At 69.1% G+C, this 17,430-nt stretch carries 12 protein-coding genes; 4 read left to right on the top strand and 8 right to left on the bottom strand.

The window, feature by feature from the left end; translation table 11 throughout:
• Positions 1-12 precede the first annotated feature (12 nt).
• Together ABE957_RS08085 and ABE957_RS08080 are read left to right on the top strand one after the other, a co-directional pair.
• A complete protein-coding gene (locus tag ABE957_RS08085; RefSeq protein ID WP_349758167.1) occupies positions 13-528 on the top strand; it encodes a hypothetical protein in 516 nt (171 codons plus the stop codon).
• A gap of 71 nt (positions 529-599) precedes the next feature.
• On the top strand, positions 600-4,547 hold the full coding sequence (locus tag ABE957_RS08080) for a hybrid sensor histidine kinase/response regulator (protein WP_349758166.1): 3,948 nt from the start codon (positions 600-602) through the stop codon (positions 4,545-4,547).
• A 125-nt stretch (positions 4,548-4,672) separates the two neighbouring features.
• Here the strand turns inward: ABE957_RS08080 and ABE957_RS08075 are convergent, their stop codons facing one another.
• The 3 genes from ABE957_RS08075 to ABE957_RS08065 form a co-directional block, all read right to left on the bottom strand.
• Complete coding sequence (locus tag ABE957_RS08075) at positions 4,673-5,335, bottom strand: LuxR C-terminal-related transcriptional regulator (RefSeq protein WP_089847401.1); 663 nt, start codon at positions 5,333-5,335, stop codon at positions 4,673-4,675.
• Between the two features lie 221 nt (positions 5,336-5,556).
• Positions 5,557-7,506: an acetate--CoA ligase gene (gene acs, locus ABE957_RS08070; protein WP_349758165.1), complete on the bottom strand. Its 1,950-nt coding sequence runs from the start codon at positions 7,504-7,506 to the stop codon at positions 5,557-5,559.
• Positions 7,507-7,669: 163 nt separating this feature from the next.
• Complete coding sequence (locus ABE957_RS08065; RefSeq protein ID WP_349758164.1) at positions 7,670-8,230, bottom strand: SprT family zinc-dependent metalloprotease; 561 nt, start codon at positions 8,228-8,230, stop codon at positions 7,670-7,672.
• Between the two features lie 102 nt (positions 8,231-8,332).
• Here ABE957_RS08065 and ABE957_RS08060 point away from each other — a divergent pair, with 102 nt between their 5' ends.
• Entirely contained in the window at positions 8,333-8,989 is a 657-nt protein-coding gene (locus ABE957_RS08060) for a YecA/YgfB family protein (RefSeq protein WP_349758163.1), read from the top strand.
• A gap of 36 nt (positions 8,990-9,025) precedes the next feature.
• Here the strand turns inward: ABE957_RS08060 and ABE957_RS08055 are convergent, their stop codons facing one another.
• A complete protein-coding gene (locus ABE957_RS08055) occupies positions 9,026-10,147 on the bottom strand; it encodes a phospholipase D-like domain-containing protein (RefSeq protein ID WP_349758162.1) in 1,122 nt (373 codons plus the stop codon).
• 126 nt (positions 10,148-10,273) lie between these two features.
• Here ABE957_RS08055 and plsB point away from each other — a divergent pair, with 126 nt between their 5' ends.
• A complete protein-coding gene (gene plsB / locus ABE957_RS08050; RefSeq protein ID WP_349758161.1) occupies positions 10,274-12,730 on the top strand; it encodes a glycerol-3-phosphate 1-O-acyltransferase PlsB in 2,457 nt (818 codons plus the stop codon).
• 30 nt (positions 12,731-12,760) lie between these two features.
• Here the strand turns inward: plsB and ABE957_RS08045 are convergent, their stop codons facing one another.
• From ABE957_RS08045 to aceF, 4 genes are all read right to left on the bottom strand, one after another.
• Positions 12,761-13,552 carry a class I SAM-dependent methyltransferase gene (locus tag ABE957_RS08045; protein WP_349758160.1) on the bottom strand — a complete coding sequence of 264 codons (792 nt, stop codon included), beginning with the start codon at positions 13,550-13,552 and terminating at the stop codon, positions 12,761-12,763.
• A complete protein-coding gene (gene tsaB, locus ABE957_RS08040) occupies positions 13,549-14,265 on the bottom strand; it encodes a tRNA (adenosine(37)-N6)-threonylcarbamoyltransferase complex dimerization subunit type 1 TsaB (RefSeq protein ID WP_349758159.1) in 717 nt (238 codons plus the stop codon). The genes ABE957_RS08045 and tsaB overlap by 4 nt, the downstream gene beginning before the upstream one ends.
• Positions 14,266-14,385: 120 nt before the next feature.
• Positions 14,386-15,042: an adenylate kinase gene (adk, locus tag ABE957_RS08035; protein WP_349758158.1), complete on the bottom strand. Its 657-nt coding sequence runs from the start codon at positions 15,040-15,042 to the stop codon at positions 14,386-14,388.
• Between the two features lie 291 nt (positions 15,043-15,333).
• Entirely contained in the window at positions 15,334-17,361 is a 2,028-nt protein-coding gene (gene aceF, locus ABE957_RS08030) for a pyruvate dehydrogenase complex dihydrolipoyllysine-residue acetyltransferase (RefSeq protein WP_349758157.1), read from the bottom strand.
• Positions 17,362-17,430: the final 69 nt, after the last annotated feature.

Here is a 17,430-nt window from a genome sequence, read left to right as displayed (position 1 = left end):
GATGGATGATTTATGATATGGCACCTGATTGCGGCGGTCTTCGCCGGCCTGGGCGCCGCGGGGGTCGGGCTGATCCTGCGCCTGGCCAGCGGCAAGCGCCTGCCGCGCTGGATCGTCCCGGTATTCGCCGGCATCGGCATGCTGGCCTACCAGATCCACCACGAATACTCCTGGTTCGAGTACAAGCAGGAACAGCTGCCCGACTCGGCCGAGGTGGTCGACGTGGAGCAGAGCCAGGTCTTCTGGCGCCCCTGGACCTTCCTCTTCCCGATGACCACGGCCTTCACCATCGTCGAGCAGGACCAGCTGGCGGTGAGCCGGGCAGACGATGAGCGGCTGGTCGAGTTCCTGCTCTACCGCTTCGAGAAGGAGTACGTGGATCAGGTCAGCCACCAGGCCTGGCTGATGAACTGCGCGACCCGGGAAATGCTGCCCCTCGAGGGCGAAGCCCGCACGCCCGTCACCGAGGCGATGCGCCGCCTCGACGCCTCCGCCCCGCTCTATGGGGTACTCTGCCCGCGGGCCTGAATCGTGTGAGACGGCCGCCCCGCGCACCGGCCTTGCCCTAGCACGGGCGTCTTCGGAAGGGAGTTGAGTGCATGTTCGCCGGCTGGCTGCTGATCGTCGTTTCACTGCTCTACATCACCGTGCTGTTCGCCATCGCCTGGCGCGGTGATCGCCACGCTCGCCAGCACGGGGCGAGCCGACGCCGCCCGGTGATCTACAGCCTGGCGCTGGCCATCTACTGCACCTCCTGGACCTTTCACGGCGCCGTGGGCCAGGCGGCCACGTCGGGCTGGTCGTTCGCCAGCATCTTCGTCGGCCCGATCCTCACCCTGCTGCTGTTCTGGCCGGTGCTGGCCAAGATGATCCGCGTCGCCAAGCACCAGAACGTCACCTCCATCGCCGACTTCATCGCCTCGCGCTACGGCAAGACCCAGTCGCTGGCGGCCTTCGCGAGCCTGGTGGCGCTGATCGGCACCCTGCCCTACATCGCCCTGCAGCTGAAGGCGGTCTCGACCTCCTTCAGCGTGATCACCGCCGCCTCGGACATCACCCGGGCCCCGCTGTTCGGCGACACCGCCTTCTACGTGGCGCTGGTGATGGCGGCCTTCGCCATCCTCTTCGGCACCCGCCACACCGACGCCACCGAGCACCACGAGGGGCTGATCCACGCCGTGGCCTTCGAGTCGCTGGTCAAGCTGGTGGCCTTCCTGGCCCTCGGCGCCTACGTCACCTGGGGCATGTTCGACGGCCTGGGCGACCTGCTGGGCCGCGCCGAGGAGCAGCTGGCGCTGCAGCGCCAGCTCGCCGACCAGGACTTCGGCCAGAGCTTCTGGGCCCAGACCCTGCTGGCGATGCTGGCCATCCTCTGCCTGCCCCGCCAGTTCCATGTCGCGGTGGTCGAGAACATCCACCGCGACGATGCCACCAAGGCGCGTTGGCTCTTCCCGCTCTACCTGCTGGCCTTCGCCTTCTTCGTCATCCCCATCGCCGCGGCCGGCCTGACCGTCTTCTCCGAGAGCCGCATCGAGCCCGACACCTATGTGCTGGCCCTGCCGATGGCGGCCGACAACGCCTGGCTGACGCTGTTGACCTTCATCGGCGGTTTCTCGGCGGCCACCGGCATGGTGATCGTCGCCGCCGTGGCGGTGTCGATCATGATCTCTAACGAGATCGTCATCCCGGCGCTATTCCGCCTGCGCTGGTTCGATACCAAGCCGCGGGACTACGGCCGCCTGGTGCTGCGCGCCCGGCGCATCACCATCGTGGTGATCCTGGCGATGGCCTACGGCGTCTACCACCTGATCGGCGAATTCAGCTCGCTGGCCAACATCGGCATGCTGTCGTTTGCCGCCGCGGCGCAGTTCGCCCCGGCGCTGATCGGCGGCCTCTACTGGAAGCGCGGCAACCGGCTCGGGGTGATCGTCGGCATGAACGCCGGCTTCGCCATCTGGGCCTACAGCCTGCTGATGCCGACCATGATCGCCACCGGCGTGCTGCCGCTCGACTGGGCCGACGGCGGCCCCCTGAACATCGCCTGGCTCGCCCCCACCTCGCTGTTCGGCCTCAACGTCGGCGACAGCTTCACCCACGGCGTGATGCTCTCGCTGGGCGTGAACCTCTTCTGCTACATCTTCGTCTCCCAGATGACCCCGCAGCGGGTGGTCGAGCGCATCCAGGCCTCGCTGTTCGTCGACAGCGTCGAGACCCGCCAGACCTCGGTGAACCGCCCCTGGACCGGCGCCACCACCGTGGGCGACCTGAAGGTGCTGTGCGAGCGCTTCCTGGGCGCCGGCCAGGTGAGCCGCGCCTTCGACGACTATGCGAGGCGCACCGGCAAGCCGCTGGAGGACAACACCCGGGCCTCCATCGACGTCATCCAGTTCACCGAGCGTTTCCTGGCCTCGGTGCTCGGCGCCTCCTCGGCGCGCATCGTCGTCAACTCCGCCCTGCAGGGCCGCGGCATCGGTATCTCGGACGTGATCTCGATCGTCGACGAGGCCTCCCAGGTGCTGGAGTTCAACCGCGCCCTGTTGCAGGCCACCATCGAGAACATCAATCAGGGCATCAGCGTGGTCGACCAGAACCTGCGCCTGGTGGTGTGGAACCAGCGCTATCTGGAGCTGTTCCGCTTCCCCGACCACCTGATCCGGGTCGGCGCGCCGATGGACAAGATCTTCCGCTACAACGCCCACAACGGCGAGTACGGCCCCGGCGACCCGGAGGAGCACGTGCGGCTGCTGATCGACAACATCCGCGAGGGCCAGCCCCACCGCTACGTACGCTACCGTCAGGACGGCAGCGTGCTGGAGGTCCAGGGCAACCCCATGCCGGGCGGCGGCTTCGTCTACACCTATCAGGACATCACCCAGCAGAAGCGCATCGAGGAGGCGCTGATCCGCTCGGAGAACAACATCCGCATCTACACGGACAACGTGCCGGCGCTGATCGCCTACTTCGACAAGGAGTGTCGCTACCTCTTCACCAACCGCGCCTACGAGCAGGCCTTCGACATCGACCGCAACGCGGTGATCGGCAAGCGCGTCGATGAGGTCATCGCCCCCGACATGGCCCGCGAGCGGGCCCCCTGGATCGAGCGTGCGCTGGCCGGGGAACGGGTCAACTTCGAGGTCTCGCTGCCCATCGGCGAGGCGCGACGCTACATGCTGGTCACCTACACGCCGCACTTCGGCGACAGCGGGGCCATCCTTGGCTTCTTCGCCCTCTACCAGGACATCACCGAGCGGCGCCGGGCCGAGATCGCCCTCAAGGAGACCAACGAGACCCTCGAGGAGCGCGTGCGCGAGCGCACCCAGGCGCTCTCCGAGGCCAACGCCGCGCTGCGCCAGGAGAACCGCGTGCGCGCCGAGGCCGAGCTGGCCCTGCGCCAGGCAAAGCAGCTCGCCGAGGACGCCAACGCCTCCAAGACGCGCTTTCTGGCCGCCGCCAGCCACGACCTGCTGCAGCCGCTCAACGCCGCGCGACTGTTCACCTCGGCGCTGGCCCAGGAGATGGATGCCGAGGACATGAAGCGCACCATCGGCCATATCGACAACTCCCTGCAGGCCGCCGAGGAGCTGCTCGGCACCCTGCTCGACATCTCCAAGCTCGATGCCGGCGCCCTGACCCCGCGGCGCAGCCACTTCGCCCTGGCCGACATCATCCGGCCGCTGCGCGCCGAGTTCGCGGTGATGGCCGAGGAGCGCGGCCTGGACCTGGTGGTGGTGCCGACCGGCCAGTGGGTCGACAGCGATGCCCAGATGCTGCGCCGCATCATCCAGAACTTCCTCTCCAACGCCATCCGCTACACCCAGGCGGGCCGCGTCCTGCTGGGCTGCCGCCGCCACGGCGAGCGGCTCACCGTCGAGGTCTGGGACTCGGGCCCGGGGATTCCCGAGGCCAAGCAGACCGAGATCTTCCAGGAGTTCCGGCGCCTCGACCAGGCCACGCGGCACAAGGAGAGCGAGAAGGGACTCGGGCTCGGGCTCTCCATCGCCGATCGCATGGCCCGGGTGCTCGACCACCCCATCCGGGTGCGCTCCCGGGAGGGGGTAGGCACCATGTTCTCGGTCAGCGTGCCGACCGTGGCGCCGCGCACCGCGACCCAGCAGGCCGAGGACGCCGCCCCGAAGCGGGCTGGCAACAAGCTCGACGGCACGCGAATACTCTGCATCGACAACGAATCGCTGATCCTCGAGGGCATGAAGGCGATGCTCTCGGGCTGGGGCTGCGAGGTCTTCACGGCCACCACCATCGGCGGCGCCAAGTCGGTGCTGCGCCACCTGGACGGCCCCCCGGACGCGATACTCGCCGACTACCACCTGGACAACGAGGTCACCGGCCTGATGGCCCTGGAGGCCCTCGGCGACCGGCTGGAGGAGGCCGTGCCGGGCATCGTGATCACCGCTGATCGCACCGAGGAGGTCGCCGAGGAGATCAAGCGGGCGGGCTATCAGCTGCTGCTCAAGCCCGTGCGCCCCGCCGCCCTGCGTGCCCTGCTCACCCGCACCCTGCAGGCCAGCCGGGCGGAACGGCATCCGTGAGGCCGTGCACCACGCCTCGCTGAGCACGCGAAACATGTAGGGCCATCATGCAAGAAACCCACCAAATGGTGGGTTTCTTGCTGTGTGAGCGGCCTGAGACGACGGGCTGGAAGCGCTCGCCGGGGCTAGGACTCGACCTTGGGCGGCTCGACCTCGAGCTTCTGGGCGGCGATCACCGCCTGGGTGCGGGAGTGCACACCGAGCTTTCGGAGGATGGCGGTGACGTGCGCCTTGATGGTCGCCTCGGAGACGCTCAGCTCATAGGCGATCTGCTTGTTGAGCAGCCCCTCGGTGAGCATGTTGAGCACCCGGAACTGCTGCGGCGTCAGCGAGGCGATGGCCTCGGCGAACTTGGTCTCGTCCTCGTTGGCCTCGCCCAGGGCGTCGGCCATCTCGGCCGGCAGCCACACCTCGCCGTCGAGGATCTCGCCCACCGCCTCGGCGATCAGCTGAAGAGAGGAAGACTTGGGAATGAAGCCCGAGGCGCCGTAGTCGATGGCGCGGCGCACCACGTAGACCTCGTCGCTGCCCGAGACCACCGCCACCGGGATGTCCGGCGTCTGGCCGCGCAGCTGGATAAGGCCGGAGAAGCCATGGGCGCCCGGCATGTGCAGGTCCAGCAGGATCAGGTCGGCATCGGGATGCCGGGTGACCACGTCGGTGGTGGCCTCCATGGTATCGGATTCGACGATCTCGGCCTGGGGCGCCAGCTGACGCAGGGCCTGGGTCAGGGCCGCACGGAACAGCGGATGGTCATCGGCAACGATGAATTTCTGGGCAAAGGCCATGGATCTTCCTCCGGTTCCTCGGGCGGCGGACCGACGACCGCCACGCTGGGCTCTCGATTTGTTATCGCATGTTACCCCATGGCCTAGGCGATTCCCAAGAGGCGAGAAACAATGAGGCGCTGATCGGGTCGCCGACCCGTCACCCGCCGTCGACCGCACATGAAGAAGCCGGCCCCCAGGGGACCGGCTCGGTTTCTGCTGTCGCGGCTGGGGCGCTGCCCTCAGCGATTGGCGCGATGCTCGATCAGCTCATCGACCACCGAGGGATCCGCCAGGGTGCTGGTGTCGCCCAGGCCGTCACACTCGTTGGCGGCGATCTTGCGCAGGATGCGGCGCATGATCTTGCCCGAACGGGTCTTGGGCAGCCCCGGCGCCCACTGGATGACGTCCGGCGAGGCGATCGGACCGATGTCCTTGCGCACCCACTGGGTCAGCTCCTTCTTGAGCTCGTCGCTCTCCTCGAAGCCATCGCCCAGGGTCACGTAGATGTAGATGCCCTGGCCCTTGATGTCGTGGGGGAAGCCGACCACGGCCGCCTCGGCCACCGCCTCGTGTGCCACCAGCGAGGACTCGATCTCGGCGGTGCCCATGCGGTGACCGGAGACGTTGAGCACATCGTCGACGCGGCCGGTGATCCAGTAGTAGCCGTCCTCGTCGCGGCGACAGCCGTCACCGGTGAAGTACATGCCCTGGTAGGTCGAGAAGTAGGTCTGCACGAAGCGGTCGTGGTCGCCCCAGATGGAGCGCGCCTGCCCCGGCCAGGAGTCGAGGAGCACCAGGTTGCCCTCGGTGGCACCCTTGAGCTCATTGCCCTCGTTGTCGACCAGCGCCGGCACCACGCCGAAGAACGGCAGGGTCGCGGAGCCCGGCTTGAGATCCGTGGCACCGGGCAGCGGGGCGATCATGATGCCGCCGGTCTCGGTCTGCCACCAGGTATCGACGATGGGGCACTTCGAGTTGCCGATCACCCGATGGAACCACTCCCAGGCCTCGGGGTTGATCGGCTCGCCCACCGAGCCGAGCAGGCGCAGGCTGTCGCGCTGGCTGGAGGCCATGACGTCGTCGCCATGGGCCATCAGCGCCCGCACCGCGGTGGGGGCGGTGTAGAGGATGCTGACGTTGTGCTTGTCGACGATCTCGCCCATGCGGCCATGGGTCGGATAGCTCGGCACGCCCTCGAACATCAGGGTGGTGCCGCCGTTGGCCAGCGGCCCGTAGACGATGTAGCTGTGACCGGTGACCCAGCCCACGTCGGCGGTGCACCAGTAGACCTCACCGTCCTGGTAGTCGAAGACGTAGCGGTGGGTCAGGGCGGCCTGCAGCAGGTAGCCGCCGGTGGTGTGCTTGAGGCCCTTGGGGGCGCCGGTGGAGCCCGAGGTGTAGAGGATGAACAGCGGGTCCTCGGCGTTCATCTCCTCGGCCGGGCAGTCGGTGGACTGCTTGGCGACGACGTCGTCGTACCAGACGTCACGGCCGTCCTTCCAGTCGATCTCGCCGCCGGTGCGCTTGACCACCAGCACCTTCTCGCAGACCTCGGTGCCGTCGCGGGTCAGGGCGGCATCGACGTTGTCCTTGAGCGGCACCTGCTTGCCGCCGCGAACGGACTCGTCGGCGGTGATGATCAGCTTGGACTGGGCGCCGACCACGCGTTGGGCGACGGCGTCCGGCGAGAAGCCGCCGAAGACCACCGAGTGCACCGCACCGATGCGGGCACAGGCCAGCATCGCCATGGCGGCCTCGGGAATCATCGGCATGTAGAGCGTGACCACGTCACCCTTGCCGACCCCCAGCTCCTTGAGGCCGTTGGCCAGCTGGCAGGTCTGCTCATAGAGCTCGCGATAGGTGAGGGTCTTGTCGTCCTTGGGATCGTCGCCTTCCCAGATGATCGCCGGCTGGTCGCCGCGGGCCTCGAGGTGGCGATCGAGGCAGTTGACGCTGGCGTTGAGGGTACCGTCCTCGAACCAGCGGATGTCCACGTTGTGCGCGTCGAAGGAGGTGTGCTTGATCTTGGTCGGCGCCTTGAACCACTCCAGGCTCTTGGCCTGCTCGCCCCAGAACCCCTGTGGGTCGTCGACCGACTGCCGATACATGGCCTCGTAGGTGGCCTTGTCGGCGTTGGCCTTGGCGGCGAAGTCGTCGCTTACCGGGTAGACGTTCTGATGCTCGGTCATGGATATGCCTCTGTCCGGGAGGATGCGCCCTCCTGGTGGATGTTGCCGGCCGCGTTGGTGTTGGACGAGCCGGTTCCATAAAACTGCCCACCAGCATATACGTCCCGGCGCGGCCTTCCCTTTAGACATTGGTATGATCAAATTTCTTTTTTATAACAATAACTTAAACGGTCTTTTCAAACGCCGAGCGGCCGCAATAGACCAAGGTCTGAGCGCAGTGGCGGCAGCGATAGCGGCTCCCGCGACGGGCCAGGGCGTGGCGACGCGCCGTGAAGTCGTGCTCGCGGCAGGCGCAGTGGTAGCGATAGGGGGCGGGGCTCGCCCGCCCGGTATCGAAGCGGTGGGTGGTGCTGGGGGGAAGTCCAAAGAGACGCCGCATCACGGTCTGCCACTCGCGACCGTGGGGCCGCGCCCGACCGCCATCCTCGAGGTGATGCACCAGCCAGTGCGCCATCTCGTGGGGCACCACCTCGACCAGGAAGGCTCGGCGGTTCTCCTCGTAAAGCACCGGATTGAAGCGCAGCCCGCCGCGCCCGAAATGGGCCTGTCCGGCCGACTTGCCGCGCAGGTCCAGCCACACCGCCGGGCGCGGCAGGGCCGGGTGCACCTCGCGGCACAGTTGCCAGGCCGCCTCGACCCGGTCGAGCAGGGCACGGTGCAGGGCCTCGCGCTCGAGGGCGTCGAGTCGGGCGGTGTCGGGGTCGGGAAGCGCGGGAGCCATCATGGGATGCTAGAATGGCCGGTCTATCTAAACGCGTAAAGCCCGGAGCACCGCGCCCGCGGCGCCACCCCGTACACCCTGCACCGTTTCCCTGCGAGAGCCATCATGTCCGATGCCGAAACGCCCCTCCCCCAGCCGCTGCTCGAGGACCAGGAGCTCGACCTGCTGGATGACTTCCTCGACTCCGAGCGCGTCGATGCCGACGCCCTGGACCTGATCGGCGCCCACGGCTTCCTGGTGGCGCTGGCGGTGGCCCCGCGCGACGTGCCGGCGGCGACCTGGGTCGCCGAGCTCTTCCACGGCGAGCCGACCTTCGAGGACGACGCCGAGCGCGAGGCGATCCTCGGGCTGCTGGAGCGCCTGCGCGCCAACGCCATCGAGGTGCTGGAGGGCGGCGGGCTGCCGGAGCTGCCCTTCGAGCTCGAACTGGGCGAGGTGCCGCCCGAGGAGACGCCGATCGGCGACTGGTGCGCCGGCTTCATGGAGGGGGTGTTCCTCGACGAGGCCGCCTGGTTCGACGACGACGAGGAGGCCGCCGCCACCCTGCTGCTGCCCTTCATGCTGCTCTCGGGGCTGTTCGAGGACGAGCCCGACATGGCCGAACTGGCCGGCGACAAGGCGCGGCTGGAGAGCCTGGTCGGCCAGCTGCCGGAGTTGCTGCTGGATCTCTACCTGCACTATCGCGTCCCGCCGGAGACGCCCAAGCCCAAGCCGCGGCGCAAGGCGCCCGCCGGTCGCGGCAAGGGCAAGGGCAAGCGGTAAGCGGTAAGCGCTGGGCGCTGGGCGCCCGGCACGACGCTAAGTCAGCCGCGTCAGCAGGCCGTCCACCAAACCGAACAGCCACTCCTTAAAACGCTGCCAGCGCGGGCGGCGGGACCAGGCCTCGGGATCGATCTCATCGCTGGTCGCGAAGTGGCGCTCGAACAGCTCGGCGACCCGGGCGGCGAAGCGGGCATCGTCCACCTCCTGATTGGCCTCCAGGTTCCACTGCAGGCTCCAGTGGTCGAAGTTGCAGGAGCCGAGGCTGACCCAGTCGTCGACCAGCGAGAACTTGGCGTGGATGAAGGTGGGCTGGAACTCGAAAATGCGCACCCCGGCGCGCAGCAGTCGGCCGTAGAAGCGCTGGCCAGCATAGCGCACGCCGGGGTGGTCGTGGGTCTTGCCGGGCAGCAGCAGCCGCACGTCGACCCCGCGGCGGGCCGCCCGCGCCAGGCGCTGGCGCAGGGTGAGCGTGGGCACGAAGTAGGGCGTGCAGATCCACAGCCGCTGCGTCGACGTCGAGACCCGACGATGCAGGGAGTGGCGGATCGCCTGGTAGCGATAGCCCTGCCCCCACACCACGCGTCCGCGCATGCCGTGATAGCCCTCGGCGCGGCGCGGCGAAAGCTCGATCCCCCGCACCAGCGAGGGCGCACCGGGACCGCGACTCAACGGCGAGTCCCACACGCTGCAGAACAGCCGCACCCAGTCGGCGACCACCGGCCCCTCGATGTGAACCGCGACCTCGTACCAGGCATCCAGGAACTCGTCCACGGCGCCGAAGCCGCCGGTGAAGGCCTCGGCGCCATCGACCACCACCAGCTTGCGGTGATCCCGGGTGAGGTTGCGCACCGGTGACTCGAACCCCAGGGGATTGAAGAAGCGCAGCGCCACCCCGCCGGCCTCCAGGCGACGGCGATCGGCATCGTCGAGGCCCATGGCGCCGTAGCCATCGAGCAGCAGCATCACCGACACGCCGCGCTCGGCGGCCCGCAGCAGCACCTCGGTGAGAGCCGTGGCCAGCCGGCCCGTCTCCATCAGGTAGAGCTCGATCAGCACGAAGTGGCGCGCCCGGTCGACGGCCTCGAACATCGCCGGCAGGAAGCGCGCCGCCTCGGGCAGCAGCGCGAAGTGATTGCCGTCTCGCCACATGCCGTGCATGGCATCGTCCCTGTCACCGTTCGTTACAGCATTGACGCATGTTTACCGCCTGGGGAAAAGAGCGCCCGCTGGCCGCCGGATCGAGGCGCGTTATACTGACGGTTCATTTCCGGCCGGGGCAAACGGATGGGCCTTGCACGCATGCTCGCCGGCGCGCTGCGCGCACCGCTCACGCAGCTGATGATCCGCGGGACCCAGATCCGGCTGATCGAGCCCGCGCCCGAGGCGCTGCCGCTGGAACCGACGCTGCCGGTGCTCTATGTGCTGTCGCGCCCGGCGCTCTCCGACACCCTGCTGCTGGAGACGCTGGCCCGCGCCCACGGTCTGCCGACGGCCGGCGGCCGACGCCGCGTGGGGAGTGTCAGCCTGCCCGCCTGCCTGGCGCTGCCCGCCCCGGGGCGTCGCCTGTGGCGCCGCGGACGGCGACCGACGGCGCCCTTCCAGCCGCTGATCGAGCAGTATCGCCGCGACCCCGCGCGCGACGCGCAGCTGGTGCCGGTGAGCGTCTTCTGGGGACGCGCCCCGGGCAAGCGCTTCGGCGTCTGGCATCTGCTGGCCGCCGACAGCTGGCGACTCACCGGGCGGCTGCGCCGCCTGCTCTCGGTGGCGGTCAACGGGCGCGACGTGGAGGTGCAGTTCGGCGCACCGCTGCGGCTCTCCGAACTCGATGACGACCGCGACCCGGCGCTCACCAATCGCAAGGTGGCGAGACTGCTGCGGGGGCATTTTCGCCGCCTGCGCACCCGGGTGCTGGGCCCGGATCTCTCCCATCGGCGCACCCTGATCGACGGCGTGGTGGCCAGCGCCGAGGTGCAGCGCGCCATCGGCGAGGTCGCCAGGGCCCAGCGCCTGCCGCCTGCCCGCCTGGAACGACGCGCCCGCCGCTACGGGCGCGAGATCGCCTCCGACATGACCTACCCGGTGATGCGCTTCATGGCCGGCGCCCTGCGGCGCCTGTGGAACCGCCTCTACGATGGCGTCGAGGTGCGCGGCCTGGCGCGGGTCAAGGCCGTGGCCGGCGACCACACCCTGGTCTATGTGCCCTGCCACCGCAGCCACATCGACTACCTGCTGCTCTCCTACGCGCTCTACCGCGAGGGGCTGATGCCCCCGCACATCGCCGCCGGGCGCAATCTCGACATGCCGCTGATCGGCCCGCTGCTGCGCCGCGGCGGCGCCTTCTTCATGCGCCGCAGCTTCCGCGACAACCGCCTCTATGCGGCGGTCTTCAACGAGTACCTGCACCGCCTGCTGTCGCGGGGCCACCCCCTGGAGTACTTCATGGAGGGGGGGCGCTCGCGCAGCGGCCGCCTGCTGCCGGCCCGGCCGGGGATGCTCGCCATGACCCTGCGCTCCTTCCTGCGCAGCCGACGGGAAGGTGGCCGGGACATCGTCTTCGTGCCCGTCTACCTCGGCTACGAGCGCATCCTCGAGAGCGCCAGCTACCAGCGCGAGCTGCACGGGGCCGACAAGCGCAAGGAGTCGCCGCTGGCGCTACTCGGCGTGACGCGACGGCTGCGTCAGCCCCATGGGCGGGTGGCCGTGAACATCGGCGAGCCGCTGTCACTCTCGGCCTTCCTCGATGCGCAGATGCCGGACTGGCGACAGCGGCTCGACGCGCCCCGTCCGGCCTGGCTCACGCGGGTCGTGCCGGCGCTTGGCGAGACCCTCTCGCGGCGCATCAACGCCGCCGCCGCCCTCAACCCGGTCAACCTGGTGGCCCTGGTGCTGCTGGCCACCCCCCATCGCGCCATCGAGGTCGGGCTGCTGAAGCAACAGCTGGCGCAGCTGGTGGCCCTGCAGCGGCGCCTGCCGGGTGGGCGCGACGCGAGCCTGCCGGCAGGCACGCCCGAGGCGTGGATCGATCAGGTGGCGACCCTGGGCATGATCGGCCGCCACCCTCACCCGCTGGGCGACATCATCGTCGCAGACGAGCGCCAGGCCGGGCTGCTGGGCTGGTACCGCAACAATGTGCTGCACCTCTTCGCCCTGGCCGGCCTCACCGCCTTCGCCTTCCGGCATCAGGCCTGCCATCGCCTGGACGATCTCGCCGCCCTGCTCGGCCCCGGCTGGCCGATACTCGCCCGGGAGCTCGCCATCGAGCCCGCGCCGACGCTGCGTGACGACCTGGCCGCGATGCTCGAGGCGCTGGTCGAGCAGGGCCTGCTAGAGCGCGAGGGCGACGGCTGGCGGCGCCCCCGGGAGTCGCTGGCGGCAGGGGAGCAGCTGGATATGCTCGGCGCACTGATGCAGCCCTCGCTGGAGCGCGGCTACCTGCTGCTCTCGGTGCTCCTGAGCGAGCCCTCGGGGCACTTCACCGCCGAGGCGCTCACCGAGCGCAGCCGGCTCTTGGCCGAGCGGCTGGCCCTGCTCTCGGGACGCGACGCCCCGGAATTCTTCGATGCGCGGCTATTCGCCGGCCTGGTGGAGAGCCTCGCGGCCTGCGGATGGCTCGCCGCCGCCGACGACGGCCGCCTGACCTTTGGAGAGGCGCTGCGCGAGGCGGCCCGGCACAGCCGGGCGCTGTTCGACCCGGCGCTGCGCCATCGGCTGCAGCTGGTCAGCCGCCAGGGTGAAGAATGAAAGATGAAGGGTGAGAGGCGAGAATTGAGCTCAGGCGCCCAGGCGGCGATGCACGTAGAGATCGTAACGGCTGGTCTTGTCCTCGATGACGTGGCGCGGCGGCGGTCCCGCCAGGGGCGGCGCCTTGCGCGGGCGCTTGACCACCACCCGGTGGGTCGCCACGTCCAGCGCCGCCTCGAGCAGCCGCGGGGCATCCGGGTCGTCGCCGGCCAGGGTGCGGAAGAGGCGCATCTCCTTCTTGACCAGCGCGGACTTGTCGCGGTGGGGAAACATGGGATCGAGGTGGATCACCTCGGGGGCCACGCCGCCGTTTTCCACCAGGGTCGCAAGCTCGCGGCCGGCATCGCCGTGCGCCAGGTGCATGCGCGCGGCGATCTCGCGGGTCTCGGGATCGGCCAGGGCCCGGGCCAGGCCGTCCTCGAGCAGCGCGAAGATTGCCGCGACCCGCTCCACCAGCAGCACCTCGGCACCCAGGCTCGCCAGCACGAAGGCGTCGCGGCCAAGTCCCGCGGTAGCGTCCACCACCGAGGGCGTGACGCCCTTGGCGAGACCGCAGGCCCGGGCGATGAGCTGGCCGCGGCCGCCGCCGAAGCGCCGCCGGTGGGCGGCGCGCCCGGTGACGAAATCCACCGCCAGGGGGTGACCGTAGCGACGCGGATCGCCGGCCAGCACCAGGCGATCGTCCTGGCGGGCGAGGGTCAACTCGGCGCCGCCCGCCTCGGCCTCGCTCGCTTCGACTGCCGCGCCGTCATCGACCATGGGCAGCCCCAGGCGCCGGGCGAGCGGATACAGGGCCGGATCCCGCACCGCCACGCGGCTCATCGGCTCTTCTGCCAGGCGACCTGGTCGCGCAGGTAGACCGGCTGCACCTCGTGGGCCGGGCGCGCCTCGCCCCGCGCCAGCGCCTCCACGGCCAGCAGCGCCATGTCGGCGGCGTCGGCCTCGACCTCGGGCAGGCAGAGGCCGAGCCCCGCCTGCACCTCGACGCTCATCTGCTCGCGGAGATTCCAGCCGGAGCCGATGCCGACCCAGTCGGCGTCGTCCTGGGCACTGTCCTCGAGGGCGGGCAGCCGCAGCCGCTCCGGGGGCATCACCGCCTCCTCCAAGAGCGGCAGCACGCGGCCATCGCGACACTGCCAGGCGGCCACGTAGATCTCGCCCATGCGGGCGTCCAGGGCGGTGATCAGCTGGCGATAGTGGTGGCGGCGATGCCCGCCCAGGGCCAGCGCCTCGAGCGTCGAGACGCCGACCATCGGGCGGTCGAGGCCGAAGGCGAGGCCCTGGGCGACGCCGGCGGCGATGCGCAGCCCGGTGAAGGAGCCGGGCCCTCGGCCGTAGGCCACGGCGTCGAGCGCCGAGGCCGCCAGGCCCGCCTCGGCCAGCACCTCGTCGACCATCGGCAGCAGGCGGCGGGTGTGCTCGCGCGGGGTCAGGGCGAAGCGTGAGATCAGTTCGTCAGCGTGGCCGTCTCGACGGCGCAGCAGGGCGGCGGAACAGGCGCTCGAGGAAGCGTCCAGGGCCAGCAGGATCGGCATGGGAGATCACGTCGTGGCGAAAATGTTCGCGCATTATACGCGCGCCGCCGCCAACGACGAAGGCCCGCGAGAGCGGGCCTTCGGCGACGTGCAGCGCACGCGGTGATGCAGGAAGTGAGCTCAGCCTTCGAGGGCCTCGATCACCTGACCGGTGATGTCGTCGATGCTGCCCACGCCCTCGACGCGGTGGTAGGTCGGGGCCGCCTCGGGGGCTTCCTTGGCCCACTGCTGGTAGTAGTCGACCAGCGGCGCGGTCTGCTCGTGGTAGACCGACAGGCGATTGCGCACCGTGGACTCGCGATCGTCGTCGCGCTGGATCAGGGCCTCGCCGGTGACGTCGTCCTTGCCCTCTTCCTTCGGCGGCTGGTACTCGAGGTGGTAGACGCGACCCGAGCCCGGGTGGACACGGCGACCGGCCAGGCGCTTGACGATCTCCTCGTCATCGACGGCGATCTCCAGCACGTGATCGATCTTCACCTCGGCATCGCGCATGGCCTGGGCCTGCGGGATGGTGCGCGGGAAGCCGTCGAACAGGAAGCCGTTGGCGCAGTCGGGCTGGCTGATGCGCTCCTTGACCAGGGCGATGATGATGTCGTCGGACACCAGGCCGCCGCTGTTCATGATCTCCTTGACCTTGAGCCCCAGCTCGCTGCCCTCCTTCACCGCGGCGCGCAGCATGTCGCCGGTGGAGATCTGCGGAATGTTGAATCGTTCGCAGATGAACTGGGCCTGGGTACCCTTGCCGGCACCCGGGGCGCCCAAAAGGATCAAACGCATCTGACTGCTCCTTATAAGTGTGTTTCTGGTCGAAGAAGAAGGTAAGAAGCGAACGATAACCGCGCCGCCGGGCGCAGACAAGCGAAGGGCTCCGATTCACCTCGCTAAAGAGGAAAAAAGGGTGCGGCATCAAGCCCCTGCGACCAAGTTGCACTTTGGTCTGCCCCGCAGTAACCGTGCTCTTCATGACAGCGTCCTGCCTGAGGAGCCCTGCAGGAATAACCCGGTAGAAGAGCGCCCTGCAAACGATAACGGCGCCTCGCGGCGCCGTTATCGGTGTCAGGGTGCGGCTTACAGCAGCAGGCGACGGATGTCCGTCAGCACCTGACCCAGGAAGGCGGTGAAGCGCGCGGCATCGGCGCCGTTGACCGCCCGGTGGTCGTAGGAGAGGCACAGCGGCATCATCAGCCGCGGCTGGAAGGCCGCGCCGTCCCACACCGGCTTCATCGACGCCTTGGAGATGCCGAGGATGGCGACCTCCGGGGCGTTGACGATCGGCGTGAAGGCGGTGCCGCCGATGGAGCCCAGGCTCGAGATGGTGAAACAGCCCCCGGTCATCTCGTCGCGCTTGAGCTTCTTCGACTGCGCCTTGCCGGCCAGCTCCACCGACTCCTTGGCCAGCTCGATCAGCGACTTCTGATCGGCGTTGCGGATCACTGGCACCATCAGGCCGTCCGGGGTGTCCACGGCGATGCCGATGTGCACGTACTTCTTGTGCACGATCGTCTCGCCGTCGCTCTTCAGGCTGACGTTGAACTGCGGGTACTTCTTCAGCGCGAAGGCGCAGGCCTTGATCAGGAAGGGCAGCGGCGTGAGCTTGGCGCCCTGAGCCTCAGCCTCGGCCTTCATCGACTTGCGGAAGGCCTCGAGCTCGCTGATGTCCGCCTCGTCGAACTGCGTGACGTGGGGCAGGTTGACCCAGCTGCGATGCAGGTTGGTGGCGCCCATCTTCATCAGGCGACCCATCGGCTTCTCTTCCACCTCGCCGAACTGGCTAAAGTCCTGATCCGGGATCGGCGGAATGCCGCTGCCGGCGACGGCCGGTGCCGCGGCGGCGGGGGTCTTAGCCTTGCCGTCCATGACCTGCTTGACGTAGGCGTGGACGTCCTCCTTGAGCACGCGCTCCTTGGGGCCGCTGGGCTTGACCAGCTCCAGATCGACGCCCAGCTCGCGGGCCAGCATGCGCACCGCCGGACCGGCGTGCACCAGCTTGCCGTCGCGCGGCTTGTGGGCGGCCATCTGCGCCTCGGGGCTCGGCGAGCCGGCGGGGGTACCGGAGGACTTAGCGGCCGGCGCCTCGGCCTTCTGCTCGGGCTTCTTCTCCGCCTTCTGCTCGGGCGCCTTCGACGCCGGCTTGGCGGCGGGCTTGCTACCCGCAACCTCGATATAGCCGATCAGGTCGCCCTCGGAGACGGTATCGCCCTCCTTGACGGTCAGCTCGAGAAGCTTGCCCTTGTAGGGGCTGGGCACGTCCATGGAGGCCTTGTCGGACTCCAGGGTGATCAGCGGATCTTCCTCGTCGACCTCGTCGCCGGCGCTGGCGGCGATCTCGATGATCGGCACGTCGGCGGAACCGGAGAGGTCCGGCACGCGCACTTCCTTGCGCTCCGGCTCGCCACCGCCGCTCTCTTCTTGCTCGGCCTCGGCGTCCGCCTGGGGGGCGCTCTCGGCAGGCTCCGGCGCCGACTCGGCGGGCTCGGCGTCACCGCCGCCCTCACCGGTACCCGCGTCCTCGACCTCCATGGTGCCGATGACGTCACCCTCGGAGACGGTATCGCCCTCCTTGACGGTCAGGCTGACGATCTTGCCGGCCTGGGGGCTCGGCACGTCCATGGAGGCCTTGTCGGACTCCAGGGTGATCAGGGTGTCTTCCGCGTCGACCTGGTCGCCGGCGGCCACCGCCACCTCGATGATCTCCACGTCGGCGGAGCCGCCGAGGTCGGGCACCTTGATCTCGACGGTCTGCTTGCCGCCGCCGCTCTTCTTGGCCGCGGGCTTCTCCGGCGCAGGCTCGGCTGCCTTCTCGGGCTCGGGGGCCTTCTCGGCTTCTTCCTTGCCACCTGCGTCGGCGTCGCCGCCACCCTCGGCCTCGATCTCGACGATGTCGTCACCCTCAGAGACGGTATCGCCCTCCTTGACCAGGACCTTCAGCACCTTGCCGCCCTTGGGCGCCGGCACGTCCATGCTGGCCTTGTCGGACTCCAGCGTGATCAGGGTGTCCTCGGGGGCGATGACGTCGCCCTCGGCCACCGCGATCTCGATGATCTCGACATCGGTATCGCCACCGATGTCCGGAACTTTGATGATTTCGCTACTCAAGGTCGCGCTCCTTCAAACTCTTGACGGGGGCGGGCCCGCGGGCCCGCCATGCCACCGAATCGCTCGGGC

This window comes from Halomonas pelophila, from assembly GCF_040196315.1.
GTDB lineage: Bacteria > Pseudomonadota > Gammaproteobacteria > Pseudomonadales > Halomonadaceae > Halomonas > Halomonas pelophila.
This window is presented reverse-complemented; position numbering and strand designations above follow the sequence as displayed.

What these genes read in the sequence shown, in the direction of transcription:
- ABE957_RS08080 (WP_349758166.1), top strand. Translation starts at nt 600, where the DNA reads ATGTTCGCCGGCTGGCTGCTGATCGTCGTTTCACTGCTCTACATCACC.
- ABE957_RS08075 (WP_089847401.1), bottom strand. Translation starts at nt 5,335, where the DNA reads ATGGCCTTTGCCCAGAAATTCATCGTTGCCGATGACCATCCGCTGTTC.
- plsB (WP_349758161.1), top strand. Translation starts at nt 10,274, where the DNA reads ATGGGCCTTGCACGCATGCTCGCCGGCGCGCTGCGCGCACCGCTCACG.
- adk (WP_349758158.1), bottom strand. Translation starts at nt 15,042, where the DNA reads ATGCGTTTGATCCTTTTGGGCGCCCCGGGTGCCGGCAAGGGTACCCAG.
- ABE957_RS08085 (WP_349758167.1), top strand. Translation starts at nt 13, where the DNA reads ATGATATGGCACCTGATTGCGGCGGTCTTCGCCGGCCTGGGCGCCGCG.
- ABE957_RS08060 (WP_349758163.1), top strand. Translation starts at nt 8,333, where the DNA reads ATGTCCGATGCCGAAACGCCCCTCCCCCAGCCGCTGCTCGAGGACCAG.
- ABE957_RS08055 (WP_349758162.1), bottom strand. Translation starts at nt 10,147, where the DNA reads ATGCACGGCATGTGGCGAGACGGCAATCACTTCGCGCTGCTGCCCGAG.
- tsaB (WP_349758159.1), bottom strand. Translation starts at nt 14,265, where the DNA reads ATGCCGATCCTGCTGGCCCTGGACGCTTCCTCGAGCGCCTGTTCCGCC.
- ABE957_RS08045 (WP_349758160.1), bottom strand. Translation starts at nt 13,552, where the DNA reads ATGAGCCGCGTGGCGGTGCGGGATCCGGCCCTGTATCCGCTCGCCCGG.
- acs (WP_349758165.1), bottom strand. Translation starts at nt 7,506, where the DNA reads ATGACCGAGCATCAGAACGTCTACCCGGTAAGCGACGACTTCGCCGCC.
- ABE957_RS08065 (WP_349758164.1), bottom strand. Translation starts at nt 8,230, where the DNA reads ATGATGGCTCCCGCGCTTCCCGACCCCGACACCGCCCGACTCGACGCC.